We start from the raw sequence: 17742 nt of genomic DNA on the forward strand, positions 1-17742 counted from the left end.
ATAATGGAGGAAAGTTAATGCCTACATATAACAAACTAGTACGGGATAGAATACCAGAAATCATTGAAGCAACCGGGAAGACTTTCACAACAAGAATTCTTTCAGACGAGGAATATCTAATTGAGGTGAAGAAGAAGAGCTTTGAAGAATTAGAGGAATTCCATGATTCAGAAACAAGGGAAGATGCAATAGAAGAATTGGCTGATCTGATGGAGATTGTTCTTGAGTTTGCCAAGTTACATAATACGTCTTTAGATGAAATAGAAGCCATACGGCGTGAAAAAGCTGAAAAAAGAGGCTCGTTCGATAAAAAGATTTTTTTGAAGGATGTAGAGGATTAAGTTAAAAAGGATGAGACTAAATGAGTCATAAGCTAAAGGTAGGAGAGTTAAGAGAGACATATTTAACAGATGAAGAGATCTGGCGTGGATTTACAATCGTCCTTTCAAGCAAATCAGTTAAATCTTCTACTTACAAATATGCCCTAATCAAAGCATTAATTGAAAACTTATATCAAATTGACGGGGATTTCAAAGTTACTTATGATCAATTAGCATACACATTTACAAAAGTATACTGGAATTTAATCGTCCATCACAACTTAATAAAACAAAATAGCGGTAAAATGGCAAGAGTGGCATCGATAATAATAGAAGAACAGAGCAAGTATTCAATTCCACCAGAAATGATTTTCGATAAAATACCTGATCCCCTACAGTTAAAGTTAGTCAGTAAAGTTAAAGCAACTATGAAGATAAATGTATTTGGGGCATTATATGGTGATACAAGAGGACAATTTTATGCATTTGATCACAAAACGGAACTGTTAAGGTTCAATCCAGCTGTCCATGCTTTCATGTTGAACTATCAAAGACTCATTACGAATCTTACAAATTACCATATGGCAGCAATGATTGAGCAACTTAATGAAGTCCCTAGCATTAACTATCTTTTAGGAAAGGTAGAGAGTATTGCTAAGAGATCTTCGCTTAGACCTTTTGAGGATATACTTTTATCACATTTTTTAGCTCAGTGTTTTTATTGTAATAAGACACTGACTGGACAAAAGAGAGAAACACACGTTGATCACTTTATTCCGTGGTCATTTGTACAATCGGATCATATATGGAACCTAGTTTTGGCTTGTAACAAGTGCAATAGTTCAAAAAGTGATAAATTGCCAGAAAGAGGTTATCTTGAAGAGATAATAGAACGTAATGAGGAGTTATTGCATCCTATAAATAGTGACCAGTTAAATAAGCATATGCAGAATTATAATCCAAAGAAATTGATTATGCTTTATGATTACTCTATTAAAAATGGATTTGATGCAATTTGGACTCCTTAATCAAAATTGAGGAAGAGTTTATAAGATAGAATAGATTTTTAGATCTTTGAGTTATTTGATATTATTGTAGGTGCTTAATTTCTTATGGTACTCTATTCTTATAATATCTCCTAAAGGAGGAACATATGAAAAAGAACATACATGTGGTGGGGGCAGTCATATTTAGGGATAACAAAATCCTCTGCGCACAAAGAGGTACAAAGAAATCTTTGCCACTATTATGGGAGTTTCCAGGCGGAAAGATTGAAAAGGGTGAAAAGCCTGAAGATGCTTTAAAACGAGAAATTCATGAGGAAATGCGTTGTTCTATTGAAATTGGTGAAAAAATAGAGTATACGATTCACGAGTATAGTTTCGGCATTGTTCATCTGACAACTTATGAGTGTAAGTTGATTGAGGGAGAACCAGAATTAACTGAACATGAGGCCATAAAATGGTTGTCACCTGAGGAGTTGCCTACTCTTGAGTGGGCGCCTGCAGATATCCCTGCTATTGAAAAAATCGCAAAAGTATATGCTTAAAAGAAAAGCTATCCACTCTTGGGTAGCTTTTCGCAATTTTAAAAAATGTTCGGTTCAAATTAACTAACAAAACTGTCTTAGTACTATGAACCTATGTTACTAAATTAAGAGCACCTTCCGTATTTGTTTGATACAATAAAGTTAATTATTGTAAGAATACAACTTGGTTAGTCAGGGGATCAATATGGAATTAGAAAATAAATTAATCACAAACTCAAATAGTGGGAATCTTTTAAATGAACTTATTCAGTCAATCAAAGAATGTAAACGATTTTATTTTAGTGTAGCCTTTATTAATTTTAGTGGCTTACAGTTGCTACTTGAATCGTTGAAAATAGCCGAAAAGACGGGGATAAAAGGTCAGATTCTCACTTCTACGTATTTAAACTTTACTGATCCTAAAGCTATGGAAAAGATAAAACAGTTTGAGAACATTGATCTTAAAGTATTTGTTACGGATAAAGAAATAGGTTTTCATACAAAAGTCTATGTGTTTGAATATGAAGAAAGCTATAAAGTTATTATTGGGTCTTCTAATATTACTCAAAGTGCACTAAAAAGTAATATTGAATGGAATGTGGAAATTGTTACTAAAGAAAACGGAGCATTTATCAGAGATATACTAAAAGAATATCAGCATTTGTGGGAGAAAAGTCAAAATGTGGACGAAGATTTTATTTCTCAGTATGAAGAGTTCCTTCATAAAATTAAACAAAATCAAAAGGAACATCAATTAATATTTGAGAAAGCTAAATATATTGTGCCAAATAGAATGCAAAGAAGAGCAATGGAAAATTTAGAGAGGTTAAGAACCTACGGAGAAAACAAAGCGCTAGTTATATCAGCTACCGGTACAGGCAAAACATATATGTCTGCCTTTGATGTAAAAGGATTTCAACCCAAAAAATTATTATTTCTTGTACATAGAGAAGAGATTCTAAAGAAAGCAAAGGATACTTTTGAAACCCTAATTGCCAATAATGGAATTACTTTTGGACTTTTTACAGGGAATCATAAGCAAATCAGTGCTGATTATTTATTTTCAACAATTCAAACGATGTCCAGATGTTATGTGGATTTCGAGCGAGATGAGTTTGATTATATTATTTATGATGAAGCACATCATGCAACCAGTCCTTCATATCAAAAAGTAATGGATTACTTTACACCTAAGTTCACCCTTGGAATGACAGCCACACCTGAGAGAAGCGATCATGGTAACGTTTTGGACTTATTTAATAACAATGTGGCACTAGAAGTACGTTTACACGAAGCTTTAGATGATGAATTAATCATTCCATTTCATTATTTTGGAATAACAGATGTTGAAGGTGTAGATCTGAGTGACGTTTCAATTGATGATATTGCTGAGGTAACCAAAAGACTAAAGGTTAATAAACGAGTTAACTTCATAATTGAGAAGATGAATTTCTATGGCCATGATGGAGAAAAGAGAAAATGTCTTGGTTTTTGTGCAAGTATTGAGCACGCAGAATACATGGCAAAGGAATTTAATAAAAGAGGTTTTAAGAGTGCTAGTCTAAATGGTGGAGATTCTATTGAAAAGAGAGACAGTTACGTCAAACGCTTAGAAAATGATGAAGATGAGTTAGAGATTATTTTCACAGTGGATATTTTTAATGAAGGAGTGGATATTCCTTCAATAAATTCCGTGCTGATGTTAAGACCCACGAACTCACCAATTGTATTTATTCAGCAACTAGGTCGTGGACTTCGTAAACACGAAAATAAATTTTTTCTTACAGTTCTCGATTTTATTGGGAATCATAGTAAGGTATTTTTAATTGCCATTGCACTAAACGGTAGCCGTTATTATGATAAAGAAAGTTTAAAAGTTGCTATAGCCACAGGGTTTGCAAATATCCCAGGAGCCACTCATATACAAATGGATGAGATTGCCCAAGAGCGTATATTAGAACAGATTGATAGGGAAAACTTTAATTCCATGAAATATTTAAGGGAAGAATACTTTGAATTTAAGAAGTTAAACCAAGGGAAGGTTCCTTTATACCTTATGGATTATTTAAAGTATGATGGTGCACCTGACCCGACTAAATTCATTGATAAAGAAAAGTCCTATCTACAATTTGTAGCCAAAGTAGAAAAAGACGATCGCTTAAAGAACTTACTTTTAGATGATACGTTTGAAAGTATTCTAAAAGAGTTATCAAGTAAGTTGCCGTTAAAGAGAATCTATGAATTTATTATTTTGCGTTACTTGATAAACCATGAAGAAATTACGCTACACACAGCAAAGTATGAAATTTTAAAGATTGTTGAAGGAGTAGAAGAAGAAAGTATCCTTCATGCCTTTGAGTACTTAAATCAAGATTACTATGACAGTGTTCAAATAAGAACGAAAGAAAAGTTAGTGGCTCATCCTCACGGTCGATTAGTTAAGACAAACGCTTTTAAGAATACATTAGAGAATAAAGACTATTACCTTTTTATAGAAGATATTTTAAATTACGGGATTTTTCGTTATGAAAAAGAATATAAAAATAAGAATTATGGTGTCCCACACTTTAAACTATATGAGCAATATCAAATGGTGGACGCAGCACTCCTCTCAAACTACAGAAAAACTCATAGTTCTTTCCGGGGTTCAGGGTTACTTGCGAATGGAAATGAGTATTTTCTATATATAGATCTTCATAAAGAAGAAGATATTAAGGAAAGTATAAATTATAAGGACAAGTTTATCGATTCAAAGTACTTTCAGTGGCAAACACCAAATAGTACTGGTCAAACTTCAGAACGTGGAAAGAATATTATCTTTAATCTACAAAGGAACATAAACCTTCACCTCTTCCTAAGGAAATACAAAAAGATTGACGAAAAAACAGAGCCTTATATTTATATCGGAAAAGGAAATGTTGTGGAATATAAAGGAGAAAAGCCTATCACAGTTAAGATGGAATTAGAGCATGAAATACCTTCAGCACTTTATACGGAATTCACAAAAAAAGTGTAGTCTTTTCTTCTGGGGGATGTACATCTTTAATAGATCGGTAGTTGATGGTCAGCTAGTGACATATTCCTCAGGAATCAACCAAGATTCGGACTCCCTTCACTCTTGTTTTAGATTTAGTATTTGAAGATTTTTGAAGAGGCCTTTCCTTTATGGAAGGGCTTTTTTGCACTACATCATAGATAACCTTTCTTTCCCTTTTCCTCCCAATAGTATGCTAGTCTAGAATCATAACTAACAATAAGTGGGTGATTACAATGTTAAACCTTACATACTATCAATCATTATTCGAAGAAGACAATACGGAGATAAGGTGCCGCAGGGTGCTTGATGAAGTGGCTCCAAATGTAAAGGGGATATTTGAACGCTTCATTGGTTCAAGAGATATTCTTCTGGGGGAAGAGCTATATATCCGCAACTACGATACTACTTTGACGACAACTTATCATGATGCGCGGAATCCAACATATGCAGAAAAGAAAAAGAACTCTGATATGGGCAGGAAATACTTTGTGGGTCTATATATGAAATCCGATGAGAAGGAATACAACCTTTTGACACTAGAATTTAATGGAATTGATCAATCGTTATTGATGCATACGGAGTTAAACCTCATACCTTTTTGGTCCTGGTCCAGGAGTGGTGTCATCCGGGACGTTTTGTCCTCGATTCCTGATGAGTACTCGATTTTTACTGGATGGAAGGAAAAGTCCAGAGTGCCTAAAGAAGAATTTGAAGATTTTGTGAAAAGTTGTATCAAACCAAGAAAGAGGCCATGGTTCCAAGTAGGGAAGAGTATGGACCTTGAAGGACAGATGGATGAGAAAGAACTGAGTGGATATTTACAGGAAGTCTGGGACGGGTTGAGCGAATTCAGGGAATTCATCAATATGGAAATACAAACAGGACAGAGAGCTTGGACTGCATTAAAACAATTGTCTTCCATACGTGATATTGAAGAAACCCAACTGCTTGGACGACCTTATTCTGTAGAGATTTCTTCTGTTGAAAACCTTAAATATCAAGGGAAGAGACAATCTTTTCAAATCAATGATGGAGATCAAATGATCACTAAAGGAAATATTGACTATCTTGATTATCATGACAAAAACTCACCATTCCAAACAATTGTCGTTAGGGTGGCAGGAGGCAATCAGATTTTCACCAATGTACGTGAGATTTTGGCTAATGGTACAAAGGAGTGGTGGATCAAGAAGTTATTTGCCACTCAGAGCATGGATAACCATGAAATCAAGGCGGAAGCCATGCGCTTGCTTCAGAAACATGGGATACAGGTGGAGGATGCTTCTTATTGTGTAGGCACATATGACAACGATAGTGAAACCTTCATTGAAGGGGCTCATCAGGTCAAGAAGAACTTTATTGATGCAGCTCTTCTGTTTGCCCATGCACGAAAAACGGTGGAGCTTCCTTCTGATAGTGTAAACAATGAATTGGAAATGGAAGGGGAAATTGAGCTTTCCGAAACAGAAACACTTGAGCCTAATTTCAGGTTCGCAGAAATCCATGACATGATTGATAACAGTCAATTTACTTTTTCCAAATCTATTGTAAGGGATCTGCACTTGAATCTGACAGCGCTTGATGACAAGCATTTCGTTATACTAAGCGGAATTTCCGGGACTGGGAAAACACAGCTTTGCCGTTTATACGCCAATGCTGTATATGGGCTGGAGTATGAAAGTGAAAATCCCTATTTCAGCATTATACCCGTCCGACCCGACTGGACTGATGCCAGTTCCTTGTTCGGGTACTACAGTTCATTCGAGAAACGTTATGTGAAAACGGAATTCTTGAAAGTGATACTGAATGCATTGAAGGAACGGGAAAAGCCACATTTCATTCTACTGGATGAAATGAACTTGGCACGGGTGGAGTACTATTTGAGTGATTATCTAAGTGCGGTGGAGTCAAGAAAGGAAATCCCACTTCATCAGGATGAGCATATAACGGATGTCCCTCAAAAATTAAGCATACCGCCTAATATTTATATACTAGGGACCATCAACATTGACGAAACTACTCATTCCATATCGGATAAAGTGCTGGACCGTGCTTTTGTCATGACATTATCGGATGTGGACTTCACTTCCTTCTGGGAAAGTGTGGACCAGGACTTGAAGGATTCACTGTTCCAGGAATTCCGCCTTCTGAAAGAGTTGCATGCCACATTGGCTGTACATGAGCTTCATTTTGGCTACAGGACTATGGGTGAAATGCTACAGAAACTTTACGCAAATCATCAGCTGGGACCGGATCATGCAATGGATTCTAATGCAGCACTCGATGGTGTGATTGCCGAAAAAGTGTTGACGAAGATTCGGGGGGACGAACGAATATCGGAAATGCTTATTGAATTGAATCGCTGGTTGACTGCCAATCTGGAAGGCAGTTCCGTCTCCTTGCAGCATGTGAAACGGATGCAAGAGGAGTTGGAGTACTATGGCGCCACTCAATTCTGGAGATAGATCATTGGAAGTATGGATGTCTCCGGAGGGCTGGATTCCCTTTGAGGAAGCTTTTTTAACAGAGGCAACGGAATACAAGTTACGTTATGAGGGGGCTGGTATCGATTTAAGGATACAGGGAGTACCGATACCTTTTCATAAGGAGGGGAACCTGTTCTTAACTTCACTCGTTACTCCCTTCCAGAGCGGATTGGTCCAAATATTCCTCAATGATAAGGAATATGAAACATTCATATATCCTGATTCCCGTAAACTATCAGAACAGCAATTTGATGTAATGATTGAGGAGATATTAGAGGAAAGCAACAGCTGCTTCCAATTGAGCGGATTGGAGAGGGAAGTTTCCGTATCAGGTAAGAGCCTGGGAGTCTCCTGGACGCAGTGGATTTACATTGAAAGGTCCATGCAAAAGCTCCGTCAGATTTTTGCCCGTATCGAAAAACAGCCATTCAGTAGGCTAGTCAAGCTTCCAATCGTTCAGAAAAGGGAAAGGGTACAACAGGTTGAACAACCGACTTTACACTGGCTTGATAAGAGAGGGTACGGTGAAGATATTCCCCTCAATGTCGAGACGACCAAAACTTTCGAGACAGTGGACGTGTATGAAAATCAGGTTTTGAAGAAGCAGCTATTTGACCTGCGGAATCTCTTGAAGACATACATGACCGTGGAAAGAGTGGACGTTTCCAAGAAGGCAGCGAGGTTTCACTCTTTAATCAGAAGGTGGATGAACTCCCTTTTTCTTCAGGAAGTTTCCATGCATCAAGGGCCATACTCCATCACCCAGAAATTCAGGAAACACCCCATTTACCGCCAATGGTATAAGTGGTTTGAGCAGTTATACAAGCATGACATGGAAGGGATCGGATTTGATTACCCCATTGCCATGAAGGATACTTTTGAATTATATGAAATGTGGTGCTTCATGAGAATTGTCAGGGTATTGAGGGAGATGAACCTGGTCGAGGATACCAGGGGGTTATACAAGACGACTAAAAGTGGGATCTTTATCGACCTGGTCCAAAACAAAGAAAGCAGGATCAGGCTTCGAGATGGAAAGTCACTCTACTTTCAACGAAAATATCAGTACGATTCAAAAGAATTCTACACTTATACCCAAAGGATGATTCCTGATATCGTGTTGGAATGTGAAAAAGAAATTTTCGTATTCGATCCAAAATACCGGGTGCCCGGGAACCTTGGTACCTCACTTGGAGAAATGCACAAGTATCGTGACGGGATCGTTCATAGGGGAACAGGGGAAAGAGCTGTCCGTGAAGTGTATATTCTGACACCGACGAGTGATGATTCAGTGGAAACGATGAGGTATTTTCAGGAAGGGTATCATGATAGCTATAAAATGGGTGCCATTCAAATGGTTCCTGGAGTTGAAAGTGAGCATTCAGAAAAAAAGTTATTGGCGAAATTAATGGGGGAATCTGAATTTGTGTAAAGCAGGGTCACCTCCGGCAAGATATATCCAGGTGCCTTGGGTAGACCAAAACTTTGTGATTGTACCGAAGGTGGACCAATTTATAGCTTTAAATCTATTCGAAAGCTCAAAGGTAGGAAAAGACCGTTTGTTCGATTGCTTTTGGAGCATGAGATAGAGTAGTCACTTCATTATCTAATCTATTTGTCTAAAAAATAGAGCTGGGTGTATAGAAACCCCAGCTCTTACTCAAGGTTATAATACTTTCTCAACTCTTAATTAACCTTTTATTAGACTTATTTAATATTATGTCACCAACTCTCTGCATTTGACCTTGATCAAAGATTTCATCAAATTCTAATCTTCTTTTCCCATATTGTATCTTAAGGCCCTTTTCAAGCAATCCGTCTTTGAACCAATTGACGTTTATGACGGTCTGGTATCTGAATTTATCCATAAATGTAAGATTTTTATTCAGAAAGAGAATCCTTTTGGTGGTGGGAATTAAGTAACCCTTTATTTCTTGTTTTTTCGTTTTGTCATACTCGCAATGAATAAAGGTCAGTACCTTCTCATTTTGTTCAAGTACGTTAGTCAGAAGGGATTGAAAGAAAGCTTTATTTCTCTTAATCTCATTAAATTCATAACCAGTATAAGAATGATTGCTGGTATCCATCACTTGAGAGATTAGATTTTCTATTTCCCTTTTTTCCGCGGCTTCTTTTTCACGATTAACTCTTTCTCTTTCTTGCTGCTGTTGAACGCGAATGCGTTGTTGTTCTACTGCATCTTTCTTTTTTTCCTCTTTTAGCTGGAGAAGTCGCTCCTCATTTTTAGTTCGATAATTAGTTACTTTTTCTCTAATGATGGTTTCATCTTGATTTTTTGTAAGTGTCTTGATGAAGAAGTCTTCAACTTTATAGCATAACTTTTTATAAACGCCCATTTTTTCACCTCTTAGCTAATCATTTTTTTAGCAACATATAGCCTTCTACCGAACCATCCTAATGCTGCTAATCCAAATCCCCCTGCAGCAGCCGATCTTGTCTTTTTTTGTTCTTTTTCATGTTCTTTATATCCCAGTTCATAATAATGCTTAAATATTTTCTCGCCTTTAGTGTATTCAGTTGGAATAGATAATTTTCCCCCTTGCTGTCCTAAGGAAAATCCAGCTTTTTCAATGTTTTTGACTTCTTTGTTGGAATCAAAGCCATCTTTGAACCAAGACTTGAATTTTTCATTCTCATAACCTGGATCTTTGTATTCAATTAAAGAAAAGGCAGCTTTATATCCGTTATCGTAATATTCTTGTCTTAATTCCTCTTGTGCCTTTTTATAGCCAGTTTCATAAGCAGCGACTAGTTCATCACCCTGCCCGTTTGGCGGGGAATGTTTATCCTTTTTCCCATCATTGTATCCTTGTTTGGTAAACTCCTGCTTTTTTGCTTCAAGACGTTCTTGCAAGGCTTTATTAAAACCATTTTCAAATGACTTTTTTAATCCGGCATGGTTAGCGTATTTATCAGGTAAAGTTAGCTCATCTTGTTTCTGTCCAAGTGAGTAACCGTCATCTGTAGCTTGTTTCTTTTCAGAATCTATTTTTGATTTGCCCTCAGCGTATCCTTTGTCATAACCTGCAGCATATCCCTCATTGAATGCATCAGATCCTTTAGTGGTTGAGTTGTTAGAAGTTGCCTCTTGATAACCGTCTTTTACTCCTTGAGCGTACCCTTGTTCCTCTCCGTTAGCCATATCAGTTTCATCTTGTTGGTGCTGCAGTTGCTCTGGACTATTATTTATCTTTGTTTTATCGTATCCGCTCGGTGCTTCACAGGGTATGCCGTCATCGACTGCCCCATTTCCCCAACCATCAAGGTTTTCTGGGTCATAAGTGGCAGAATATCCTTTAGCATTCCAGTAATTCACAACCTCATCATAACTACCAAAATCTGTACAGTCTTTATCACTACGAGTAGCAGCTGGCTGACTTGTTGGAGAAGAGGTGCTTGAAGAAGTTCCTCCTCCATTATGAGAATGGTATCCAGTACACAATCCTTTGGCTTTGGATTTATCACTACAATTATGACCTCCACTTGAGTCCGTTCTACCACTATGTGCAAATGCGATTGAGCCAAATACTAAAGTGAATAATAAGGTTAAAAAGCTGACTTTCTTAATCATTTTTTTCCTCCATTGTAAGGTTATTTCCTGATTTTCATTATAAAGTTAAATTTTGGAGTTTGCTAGATACCAAATTTATCTAAAAATATATTTATGGTTGATGCTCAGGTTAAATACATAAAAAATAAAAAGGTCTTATAAAGAGATTTCAATTATAAGCTGGGGTCCTGTCGGGGTATGAAGTGCCGTTTGCGGTGATGATGGATATGTTGGGTGTGGTAGAGGATGGGGGATTGATTGGGAGGGAGAGGGTTAGTGGGGGGAGTTGGGTGAGGAGCGTGGGGTGATTGATGTTTCTGATTGATGAGAAAAGGAAGCATGAGTACCGTCCCTGTGCTTCACATTGGATAGGTTTTTACCGATACGGAAGGAGTTGCGGCAGGGATAAAAAAGAGCTTCACCCCATTATTTTGGAAGTGAAGCTCTTTTTATTTGTGGGCTAACATACGCTGATTTTTTTAGTGCCGAGGTACCTGTCCCCCTGGATTATTCAATAATATATATTCTAGAATCATTCTTTCTGTTTCCTTATTTTTAAATCACTTAATTTATTCATTATGGCTCAATTCTATAATATCAAAAACATAAAAGAGGTTGAATGCTTATCAATAGGACAAAGTGTGATAAAAACTTGGATTCGCTCCCGCACTACCGTAAGTAAGTACTTAACCGAAAGTTCAGCTCCCTCAACTGTATATGTAAATGTTTATATTGTAAGAAGTAAAGCTCACCACATAAATGGTTCTCCCCATTCAACCAATAGATCTCTTTACCCGATCAAACCGTTCCTCTTCTTTAACCGGGCCTTCTTCTTTTGGTTCTGCTATCGGACTCTTTTTAGGAGGCGCCGATTGCATGTTTTGATACCCTTCCAACATTAACTTGAAAGCCAAGACAGTCAATGTTAGTAAGAAAATCGGGGAGATCGCAATCCACCAATAGGTCGTAAATAAAAAGCGGAAATTATTACCGATAATCCCCGACCACTCATTTGAAAGGGAGACATAGACGACATTTCTAAATAGGTCTTCTTTCATGGCCCCCCCTCCGAAGAAGATGCCAAGAATTCCTAAGTGAGCCAAAAGAATCAGCACCTGAATCATCTCCCGCAAAAAAATGATTACGAGCTGGGGTTTCAAAAAAGGTAAAATATGTTTCATGAGAACATGCCTGCGGTTCCCGCCGAGGATTCGCACACTTTCCATAAACTCTTTTCGAAGAATCTGATTGACCTCTTTGGAAATCGTCAGTGAGGTGATGGGAACGGCAGCTAATGTTAACACTATGACTTCAATGATCACCCTTGCTCCAAAACCATAGGTGAACTCACTGTCGACCCCGTTAAACTGACCGTCGGCAAACAGAACCCAATATAGCATTAAATAGGCGATGAGGGTGACCGGATAGTAGTAGAATGCTTCAAGAAACGGGCGGCTCCACTGATTCAGCTTAGGGGCATAAAGCTCAGAAATCGTTCCCCATACAAAAGACAACATGAAGCGCAACCCTGCTATCAGTAATGCGACGCCAAGGGTATATTTTGCTCCGATGAGGAGGATATGAAACATGCTTTGTGCCAGGTTGTTGGTCCCGAAAGGAGGATATTCCCAGGGGGAATAGGGTGGGCTCTTCACCCCATCTTCTGTAAAGCGAAGCTCTGCTACCGGGATATAATTATCGAAGAACCACCCATACATTAAGCTTCCCATGAGCGTGAGAAAGACAAATAGAAAGCCGGTCATAAATGACTTATTTTTCAAAACACGGATCATTCTATTCCCCTCCTACATACTTCGTTTTTAGCTTTTTAACCACTTCCTCCAGCAGAAAAAGAGGGATAAACATCAAGATGACGCTTATGGTGGCAATCTCATAGGCCGGATGATTGATAACGAACCAGGTGAGTCCGTATGTATTAAAGAGGATCTCGAGCATAATCAGATTGGAAAACATAAACGAAATAATCATCTTGGAATGATTAATCAAACTCACTAAGCTATTACGGAAAACATGCCTCATTAATACATGAAAACCCGTCAATCCCTTCCCTGTAGCGAGCTCCACATACGGCTTCATCAATTCATCTTCGAATATGAGCATCAACGTTCGGTAAAGGAAAATCGTCGGAAGGATACTATAGGTGAGAAGTGGAAGGGCGTAGGGTCGTTCTGATCCACCTACCACCTCGAAGACCAATATCCCGGTTTTTTTAAATAAGTACACGAAGAAGAGCTGCGCCAGGACAATGACAAAGACATCGGGGACCGATTCCAGAAGGGTAGAGCTTCTGATCAATAGCAGCCTCTTCTTCAAAGAAAGCTGAAACGTAATCAGAATCCAAAGAATTGCGAACCCTAGTGATAGGAGAAAGCCCAGAAACAATATCGTCAACGTATAAAAGTAAAAACCGAAGAAATCTGGAAAAACATCATACTTCGTTTCATGGGCGAACGACTCGGTCTGGAAGGTCATCGTGTCAGGGTGTGTGAGCGTATATACTAGATGTGTGAAGTTTTGCCAGAAAGATGAGAAGCTGAGATTGATTTTTCCCTGGAAGAGACTGATGAAAGCTCCGAGGCATAGAATACATATAATAATAGATAGTATACGTGCTAACGTTCTCATCCTCGATCTCCCATCCTTTTACTAGCCACCGTGACTGCTTTCATCCACGGTACTGTTTGATTCAGTGCCAATGTTTTTATGTATTTCTATCCTATATCGGATAAAAAAATCAGCAACTACTTTACATAGTAGGAAAATAACCACGGACTGTATTAGAACTACTACCCATAAGGGAGATATATCTGGAGGCTTCTTCAATTGCCTTCACAACGCAAAAGGTTAGAACGGGAAGGCATATTAGACTTATCTAAAATGGTAGGTCTTATTTTGATCTCATCTTCAACTAACGCCCCCTTTAATTGAAGAGTAGGTTACTTACAATAAATTGCTTACCCTTCATTGTTTCTTTTTTTGAAAATATCTCTGTATGTAGCTAGGAGTATGGTGAAAATAAATAACAGAGGTAAAACCACTTCATAACTATTAGTATAAGAACCTTCTTCCCAAAATACGATAATGCCCATACTTATAATAACCACTCCAGAAAACCAATAAAAAGCATTTTTTGTTATCCGTCTTCTATATAGGTTAATAATTACGTCTCCAATTGCTACCAATAAAGCGACAACCCTTGTTATAAAATACGGCTCATAAACAAACAGACTGACGAATATTAAAATTGCAGCAATCAAACTTACTATTCCTGATTTAAGCGTTGTAAAATCCAAATAAATCCACCTCCAGTTTCTGTATGTATCCCTCTTTAGCTAATCTGCCCAATATTTGAACAAAAGGCGGCTGCTTGTTTAGCAAACGCCCCCTATAGTTGAAGAGTGCTTACCCTTTGAAATTTATTTTTAATTTCTTTCTTAGAACTTGTAAAAAGAAAATAAAGATAGTGACAATTATTAGAAATGCTGGGTTTCCAATCAGCCCAGAAAATCTAAGTAGAAGAATAAAGCAAAAAATTGGGATTCCAATAGTAAAATATAAACCTAAATTATTCATAGACTTCTCCTTCCTATTACGCTAAACTGATTTCTACCATCGTAAAAAATCCCCTTCTTTTTCCATTAACCTGCCCCAATAATTGAAGAAGGGCAATAGCCGGATGGAGACTTGCTGATCTTCAGTAATTGCCCCCTATAATTGACTACAAAGAATATTATTCTTTATACCAATTTTCATCAAAGTCAAGATTTAATGCTCTTCCGAGGCACACTCCAAACTTTATAAATCCCCTTCCCCTGGCAGTTATCACCTGTCCATCTTGAACAACCAGGTCTTCGGAAAAATTTTCTTTTTCGAGAATACCTGACTTATCCCTATCTTCTTCTGTCATTCCGATAGTATATCTTTTCCCTTTTAAGACTCCAGCTTTTGCGAGTAAATAAGGCGAACTTGAAATACTTCCAATGGTAGTTACTCGACTTTCAATTTTACCTATAAAGTCAACTAATGCTTTTTCATTCTCTAGTGAAAAAATATCCATACAACCTGTTAATAAAAGACTATCTATCTCATCAATGTTTATCTCATCAACTGTGGTGTCTGGTAAGCAAGTTAAACCAGACTCTCCGCGTATGGGCTCCATAGTTCTCCCCACTGTAACTACTGGTTTTCCCCCCTGCATTAAAATTGATAGTGCCACACTTAATTCATATTCACTATACTGAGGATATAATAGAACGGCGGTTTTTTTCATCTTTATCTAACCCCCTTAATTATTTTATTACCTGACTTACAGAACGCTCTTATTCGATTAACCTGCTCCTTTAACTTAATACCAATTATTTCAAAATCGAGCAGCTTACTCAAGAAAAACTTTAAACAAAAAAGAAGCTCATCCTGTTCCGGATAAGCCCTCTTTAGTGAAATAGAGTTTTCTTTTTTGTATCGTTATTTTTTAGTTTCGTAATCTTTTAGGATTGTTTTTATAGTATTAAATGTTTCATCTGCCATTGCTTTATTAGAATGCTCATTATAATTGTAGGTTATTAAAGCCTTCCATAGAGCCCAACCTCTTGCTCGATTCCAAGTTTCTCCATCGAAATTTGGGTAGAGTGGGGACGGTTCCCACTCTACTTTTCTTCTTTTACAAGGGGGAAAACTCACAAATAAAAAGCTCCACTAAACGCCCAGTTCACCAGAAAAGTAGGATAAGGATCATCCCCGGTTTATACGTTCCAGGGACAAGCGGGGCATCTTCTCGCTTCCACGGTCCGTGCCCGTGCCGAGGTTAGCGGCCGCTTAGCCTCAGCCCTGATTCTCATACCTGAGTCCGATGTATTCAGGCCGGAAGCCGAATGTTATGACGGAGAAATTAAAAGCAGCAGGGGTGAACGTTCAAGAGGCGACATTCAGGGGCTGTTCTCATGCGTTTACTCATCTGGGCCCAAAAGAAAGAGCAGAAGAGGCTTGGCAATTGATCTCAGGCAAAATCAAAGCTGTGGCTGAAGCCCCTCCAAATTGAACCATGACCCAAACACATTCAAGTTTTTTCTTAGAGGCAGTTAGGGTATAAGATGAGTGTTAAAGATACAGACTTGATGTATTGGAAAAAGAAGGCCAAACCGGGTCTAGTTCCATTATCCAGAGAGGGGTACAGAAGAGCTCGATATGGAAGTGGCACAAGGACAGGCGGATGATGAATGGGTTTTTAAAAAATACATACACAAAACAAAATTTCCGAACAGGAGGAACAATAACCATTGAAAAATAAAACGGTACTGATCATTGGAGGGGGACTCGGTGGGGTTTCGGCTGCCATAACACTGGCACAGGCAGGATACGATGTTTCCTTATATGAAAAAAACGATCACATTGGAGGAAAGTTGAACCGGCTCGAGCAAGACGGCTTCGGTTTTGATCTTGGCCCGTCCATTTTGACGATGCCGCAGATCTTTGAGAAATTGTTTGCTGCCAGCGGGAAATCCATGGAGGATTATGTGCAGATTGAAAGACTGGATCATCAGTGGCGTTCCTTCTTCCCCGATGGAAATGTCATAGACTTGTATGAAGATGTGAACGACATGCTAGAGAAGAATGCCTCACTCAGTGAAAAGGACATTCGTGAATATCAGCGTCTCCTGGAGCATTCGAAGACTCATTACGATATGACGGATAAAACCTTATTTAAAGGTGCGGATACGGCAAAAGGAATCGTCAAGCAGGCGGGACTGTTCAGTGTCTTGAAGAACATTGACCTGATGTCCACAGTGCATAAATCCCTTGATAAGCGGATTAGTCATGAGCAGTTTCGCGATATGCTCTCTTATTTTATCAAATATGTGGGTTCGTCCCCTTACGATGCGCCTGCCGTGATGAATATGATGATCTATATGCAACATGACCAGGGAGCATGGTACGTTCCCGGCGGTTTGCACAAGCTAGCGGACGCTCTTGTGAAGCTGGCGGAAGAAGTGGGGGTGACTTTCCACCTTGGACAGCAGATCGTCAAGCTAGACAAGAAGGATGGCGACATTACCGGAGCCGTATTGGATGACGGAACACGGGTGACGGCCGATCATTATGTGTCGAATATGGAAGTCATACCGGTGTACGAGCGATTACTGGAGGAAGACAGCGATTATATTGAAAAATTAAAAACGAAATTCCAACCGGCGAGTTCCGGCCTCGTCATGCATCTGGGTGTGAAGAAGAGTTATCCGCAGCTCCGCCATCATAATTTCTTTTTCGCCGAAAATATGAAGGAGCAAATGGAATCGATCTTCCACCGCCATGAACTGCCGGAGGACCCGGTCATTTATCTCGTCAATGTGAATAAAACCGATCCGACACAGGCCCCTCCAGGACATGAAAATATCAAGGTGCTGCCGCATATTCCGTTTATCCGGGATGAGAATCCGTATACGCAAGAGGACTATGAACAATTCGCTGAGCGGGTCCTGATCAAGTTGGAGAAGATGGGCCTTGATGGCTTGCGTGAGAACATTGTCACGAGGGATATGTGGACCCCGGAAGATATCAGGCGTACGTATGGCTCCGACCGCGGGGCGATTTATGGAACGGTGTCAGACAGTAAGAAGAATAAAGGCTTGAAGCATCCGAAGCAGAGTGAACGCTACGACAATCTTTACTTTGTCGGGGGAACGGTGAACCCGGGAGGCGGAATGCCGATGGTTACCTTAAGCGGCCAGCTTGTAGGCGAGAAAATTATGGAGAGGGATTCTGGATAATAAAGGGGTGATGTC

14 protein-coding genes and 1 pseudogene are annotated in these 17742 nt (G+C 38.8%); 8 read left to right on the forward strand and 7 right to left on the reverse strand.

The window, feature by feature from the left end; all coding sequences use genetic code 11:
• Nucleotides 1-17 precede the first annotated feature (17 nt).
• From ACOSV2_RS13090 to ACOSV2_RS13115, 6 genes are all read left to right on the forward strand, one after another.
• On the forward strand, nucleotides 18-341 hold the full coding sequence (locus ACOSV2_RS13090) for a nucleoside triphosphate pyrophosphohydrolase (RefSeq protein WP_428975467.1): 324 nt from the start codon (nucleotides 18-20) through the stop codon (nucleotides 339-341).
• Nucleotides 342-361: 20 nt separating this feature from the next.
• Nucleotides 362-1348 (forward strand): HNH endonuclease, encoded by a 987-nt coding sequence (locus ACOSV2_RS13095; RefSeq protein WP_428975468.1) that lies wholly within the window; start codon nucleotides 362-364, stop codon nucleotides 1346-1348.
• A 125-nt stretch (nucleotides 1349-1473) separates the two neighbouring features.
• Nucleotides 1474-1869: a (deoxy)nucleoside triphosphate pyrophosphohydrolase gene (locus ACOSV2_RS13100; protein WP_428975469.1), complete on the forward strand. Its 396-nt coding sequence runs from the start codon at nucleotides 1474-1476 to the stop codon at nucleotides 1867-1869.
• Between the two features lie 184 nt (nucleotides 1870-2053).
• Nucleotides 2054-4864, forward strand: coding sequence for a DEAD/DEAH box helicase (locus ACOSV2_RS13105; RefSeq protein ID WP_428975470.1), 2811 nt, complete (start codon nucleotides 2054-2056; stop codon nucleotides 4862-4864).
• A gap of 254 nt (nucleotides 4865-5118) precedes the next feature.
• Nucleotides 5119-7350 carry an McrB family protein gene (locus ACOSV2_RS13110; protein ID WP_428975471.1) on the forward strand — a complete coding sequence of 744 codons (2232 nt, stop codon included), beginning with the start codon at nucleotides 5119-5121 and terminating at the stop codon, nucleotides 7348-7350.
• A 4-nt stretch (nucleotides 7351-7354) separates the two neighbouring features.
• The gene (locus tag ACOSV2_RS13115) at nucleotides 7355-8803 is read left to right on the forward strand and encodes a DUF2357 domain-containing protein (protein WP_428975472.1); all 1449 of its coding nucleotides are present in this window, start codon (nucleotides 7355-7357) and stop codon (nucleotides 8801-8803) included.
• A 247-nt stretch (nucleotides 8804-9050) separates the two neighbouring features.
• Here the strand turns inward: ACOSV2_RS13115 and ACOSV2_RS13120 are convergent, their stop codons facing one another.
• From ACOSV2_RS13120 to ACOSV2_RS13150, 7 genes and pseudogenes are all read right to left on the reverse strand, one after another.
• Nucleotides 9051-9728, reverse strand: coding sequence for a PH domain-containing protein (locus tag ACOSV2_RS13120; protein ID WP_428975473.1), 678 nt, complete (start codon nucleotides 9726-9728; stop codon nucleotides 9051-9053).
• An 11-nt stretch (nucleotides 9729-9739) separates the two neighbouring features.
• A complete protein-coding gene (locus ACOSV2_RS13125) occupies nucleotides 9740-10963 on the reverse strand; it encodes a YHYH domain-containing protein (RefSeq protein ID WP_428975474.1) in 1224 nt (407 codons plus the stop codon).
• 752 nt (nucleotides 10964-11715) lie between these two features.
• Nucleotides 11716-12735, reverse strand: coding sequence for an ABC transporter permease subunit (locus ACOSV2_RS13130; protein ID WP_428975475.1), 1020 nt, complete (start codon nucleotides 12733-12735; stop codon nucleotides 11716-11718).
• A 1-nt stretch (nucleotide 12736) separates the two neighbouring features.
• On the reverse strand, nucleotides 12737-13588 hold the full coding sequence (locus ACOSV2_RS13135) for an ABC transporter permease subunit (RefSeq protein ID WP_428975476.1): 852 nt from the start codon (nucleotides 13586-13588) through the stop codon (nucleotides 12737-12739).
• Between the two features lie 329 nt (nucleotides 13589-13917).
• Nucleotides 13918-14256 (reverse strand): hypothetical protein, encoded by a 339-nt coding sequence (locus ACOSV2_RS13140; protein ID WP_428975477.1) that lies wholly within the window; start codon nucleotides 14254-14256, stop codon nucleotides 13918-13920.
• A gap of 437 nt (nucleotides 14257-14693) precedes the next feature.
• Nucleotides 14694-15233 carry a DJ-1/PfpI family protein gene (locus ACOSV2_RS13145; protein ID WP_428975478.1) on the reverse strand — a complete coding sequence of 180 codons (540 nt, stop codon included), beginning with the start codon at nucleotides 15231-15233 and terminating at the stop codon, nucleotides 14694-14696.
• A 194-nt stretch (nucleotides 15234-15427) separates the two neighbouring features.
• Nucleotides 15428-15577: pseudogene (locus ACOSV2_RS13150) on the reverse strand (aminoglycoside phosphotransferase family protein); the annotation flags it as partial.
• Nucleotides 15578-15839: 262 nt separating this feature from the next.
• Between ACOSV2_RS13150 and ACOSV2_RS13155 the strand changes: the two are divergent.
• Nucleotides 15840-16001 (forward strand): hypothetical protein, encoded by a 162-nt coding sequence (locus ACOSV2_RS13155; RefSeq protein ID WP_428975479.1) that lies wholly within the window; start codon nucleotides 15840-15842, stop codon nucleotides 15999-16001.
• Nucleotides 16002-16239: 238 nt separating this feature from the next.
• Nucleotides 16240-17727 carry a phytoene desaturase family protein gene (locus ACOSV2_RS13160; protein ID WP_428975480.1) on the forward strand — a complete coding sequence of 496 codons (1488 nt, stop codon included), beginning with the start codon at nucleotides 16240-16242 and terminating at the stop codon, nucleotides 17725-17727.
• Nucleotides 17728-17742 lie beyond the last annotated feature (15 nt).

Source organism: Rossellomorea sp. DUT-2 (assembly GCF_052665285.1).

What these genes read in the sequence shown, in the direction of transcription:
- ACOSV2_RS13090 (WP_428975467.1), top strand. Translation starts at nt 18, where the DNA reads ATGCCTACATATAACAAACTAGTACGGGATAGAATACCAGAAATCATT.
- ACOSV2_RS13095 (WP_428975468.1), top strand. Translation starts at nt 362, where the DNA reads ATGAGTCATAAGCTAAAGGTAGGAGAGTTAAGAGAGACATATTTAACA.
- ACOSV2_RS13100 (WP_428975469.1), top strand. Translation starts at nt 1,474, where the DNA reads ATGAAAAAGAACATACATGTGGTGGGGGCAGTCATATTTAGGGATAAC.
- ACOSV2_RS13105 (WP_428975470.1), top strand. Translation starts at nt 2,054, where the DNA reads ATGGAATTAGAAAATAAATTAATCACAAACTCAAATAGTGGGAATCTT.
- ACOSV2_RS13110 (WP_428975471.1), top strand. Translation starts at nt 5,119, where the DNA reads ATGTTAAACCTTACATACTATCAATCATTATTCGAAGAAGACAATACG.
- ACOSV2_RS13120 (WP_428975473.1), bottom strand. Translation starts at nt 9,728, where the DNA reads ATGGGCGTTTATAAAAAGTTATGCTATAAAGTTGAAGACTTCTTCATC.
- ACOSV2_RS13125 (WP_428975474.1), bottom strand. Translation starts at nt 10,963, where the DNA reads ATGATTAAGAAAGTCAGCTTTTTAACCTTATTATTCACTTTAGTATTT.
- ACOSV2_RS13130 (WP_428975475.1), bottom strand. Translation starts at nt 12,735, where the DNA reads ATGATCCGTGTTTTGAAAAATAAGTCATTTATGACCGGCTTTCTATTT.
- ACOSV2_RS13135 (WP_428975476.1), bottom strand. Translation starts at nt 13,588, where the DNA reads ATGAGAACGTTAGCACGTATACTATCTATTATTATATGTATTCTATGC.
- ACOSV2_RS13145 (WP_428975478.1), bottom strand. Translation starts at nt 15,233, where the DNA reads ATGAAAAAAACCGCCGTTCTATTATATCCTCAGTATAGTGAATATGAA.
- ACOSV2_RS13155 (WP_428975479.1), top strand. Translation starts at nt 15,840, where the DNA reads ATGACGGAGAAATTAAAAGCAGCAGGGGTGAACGTTCAAGAGGCGACA.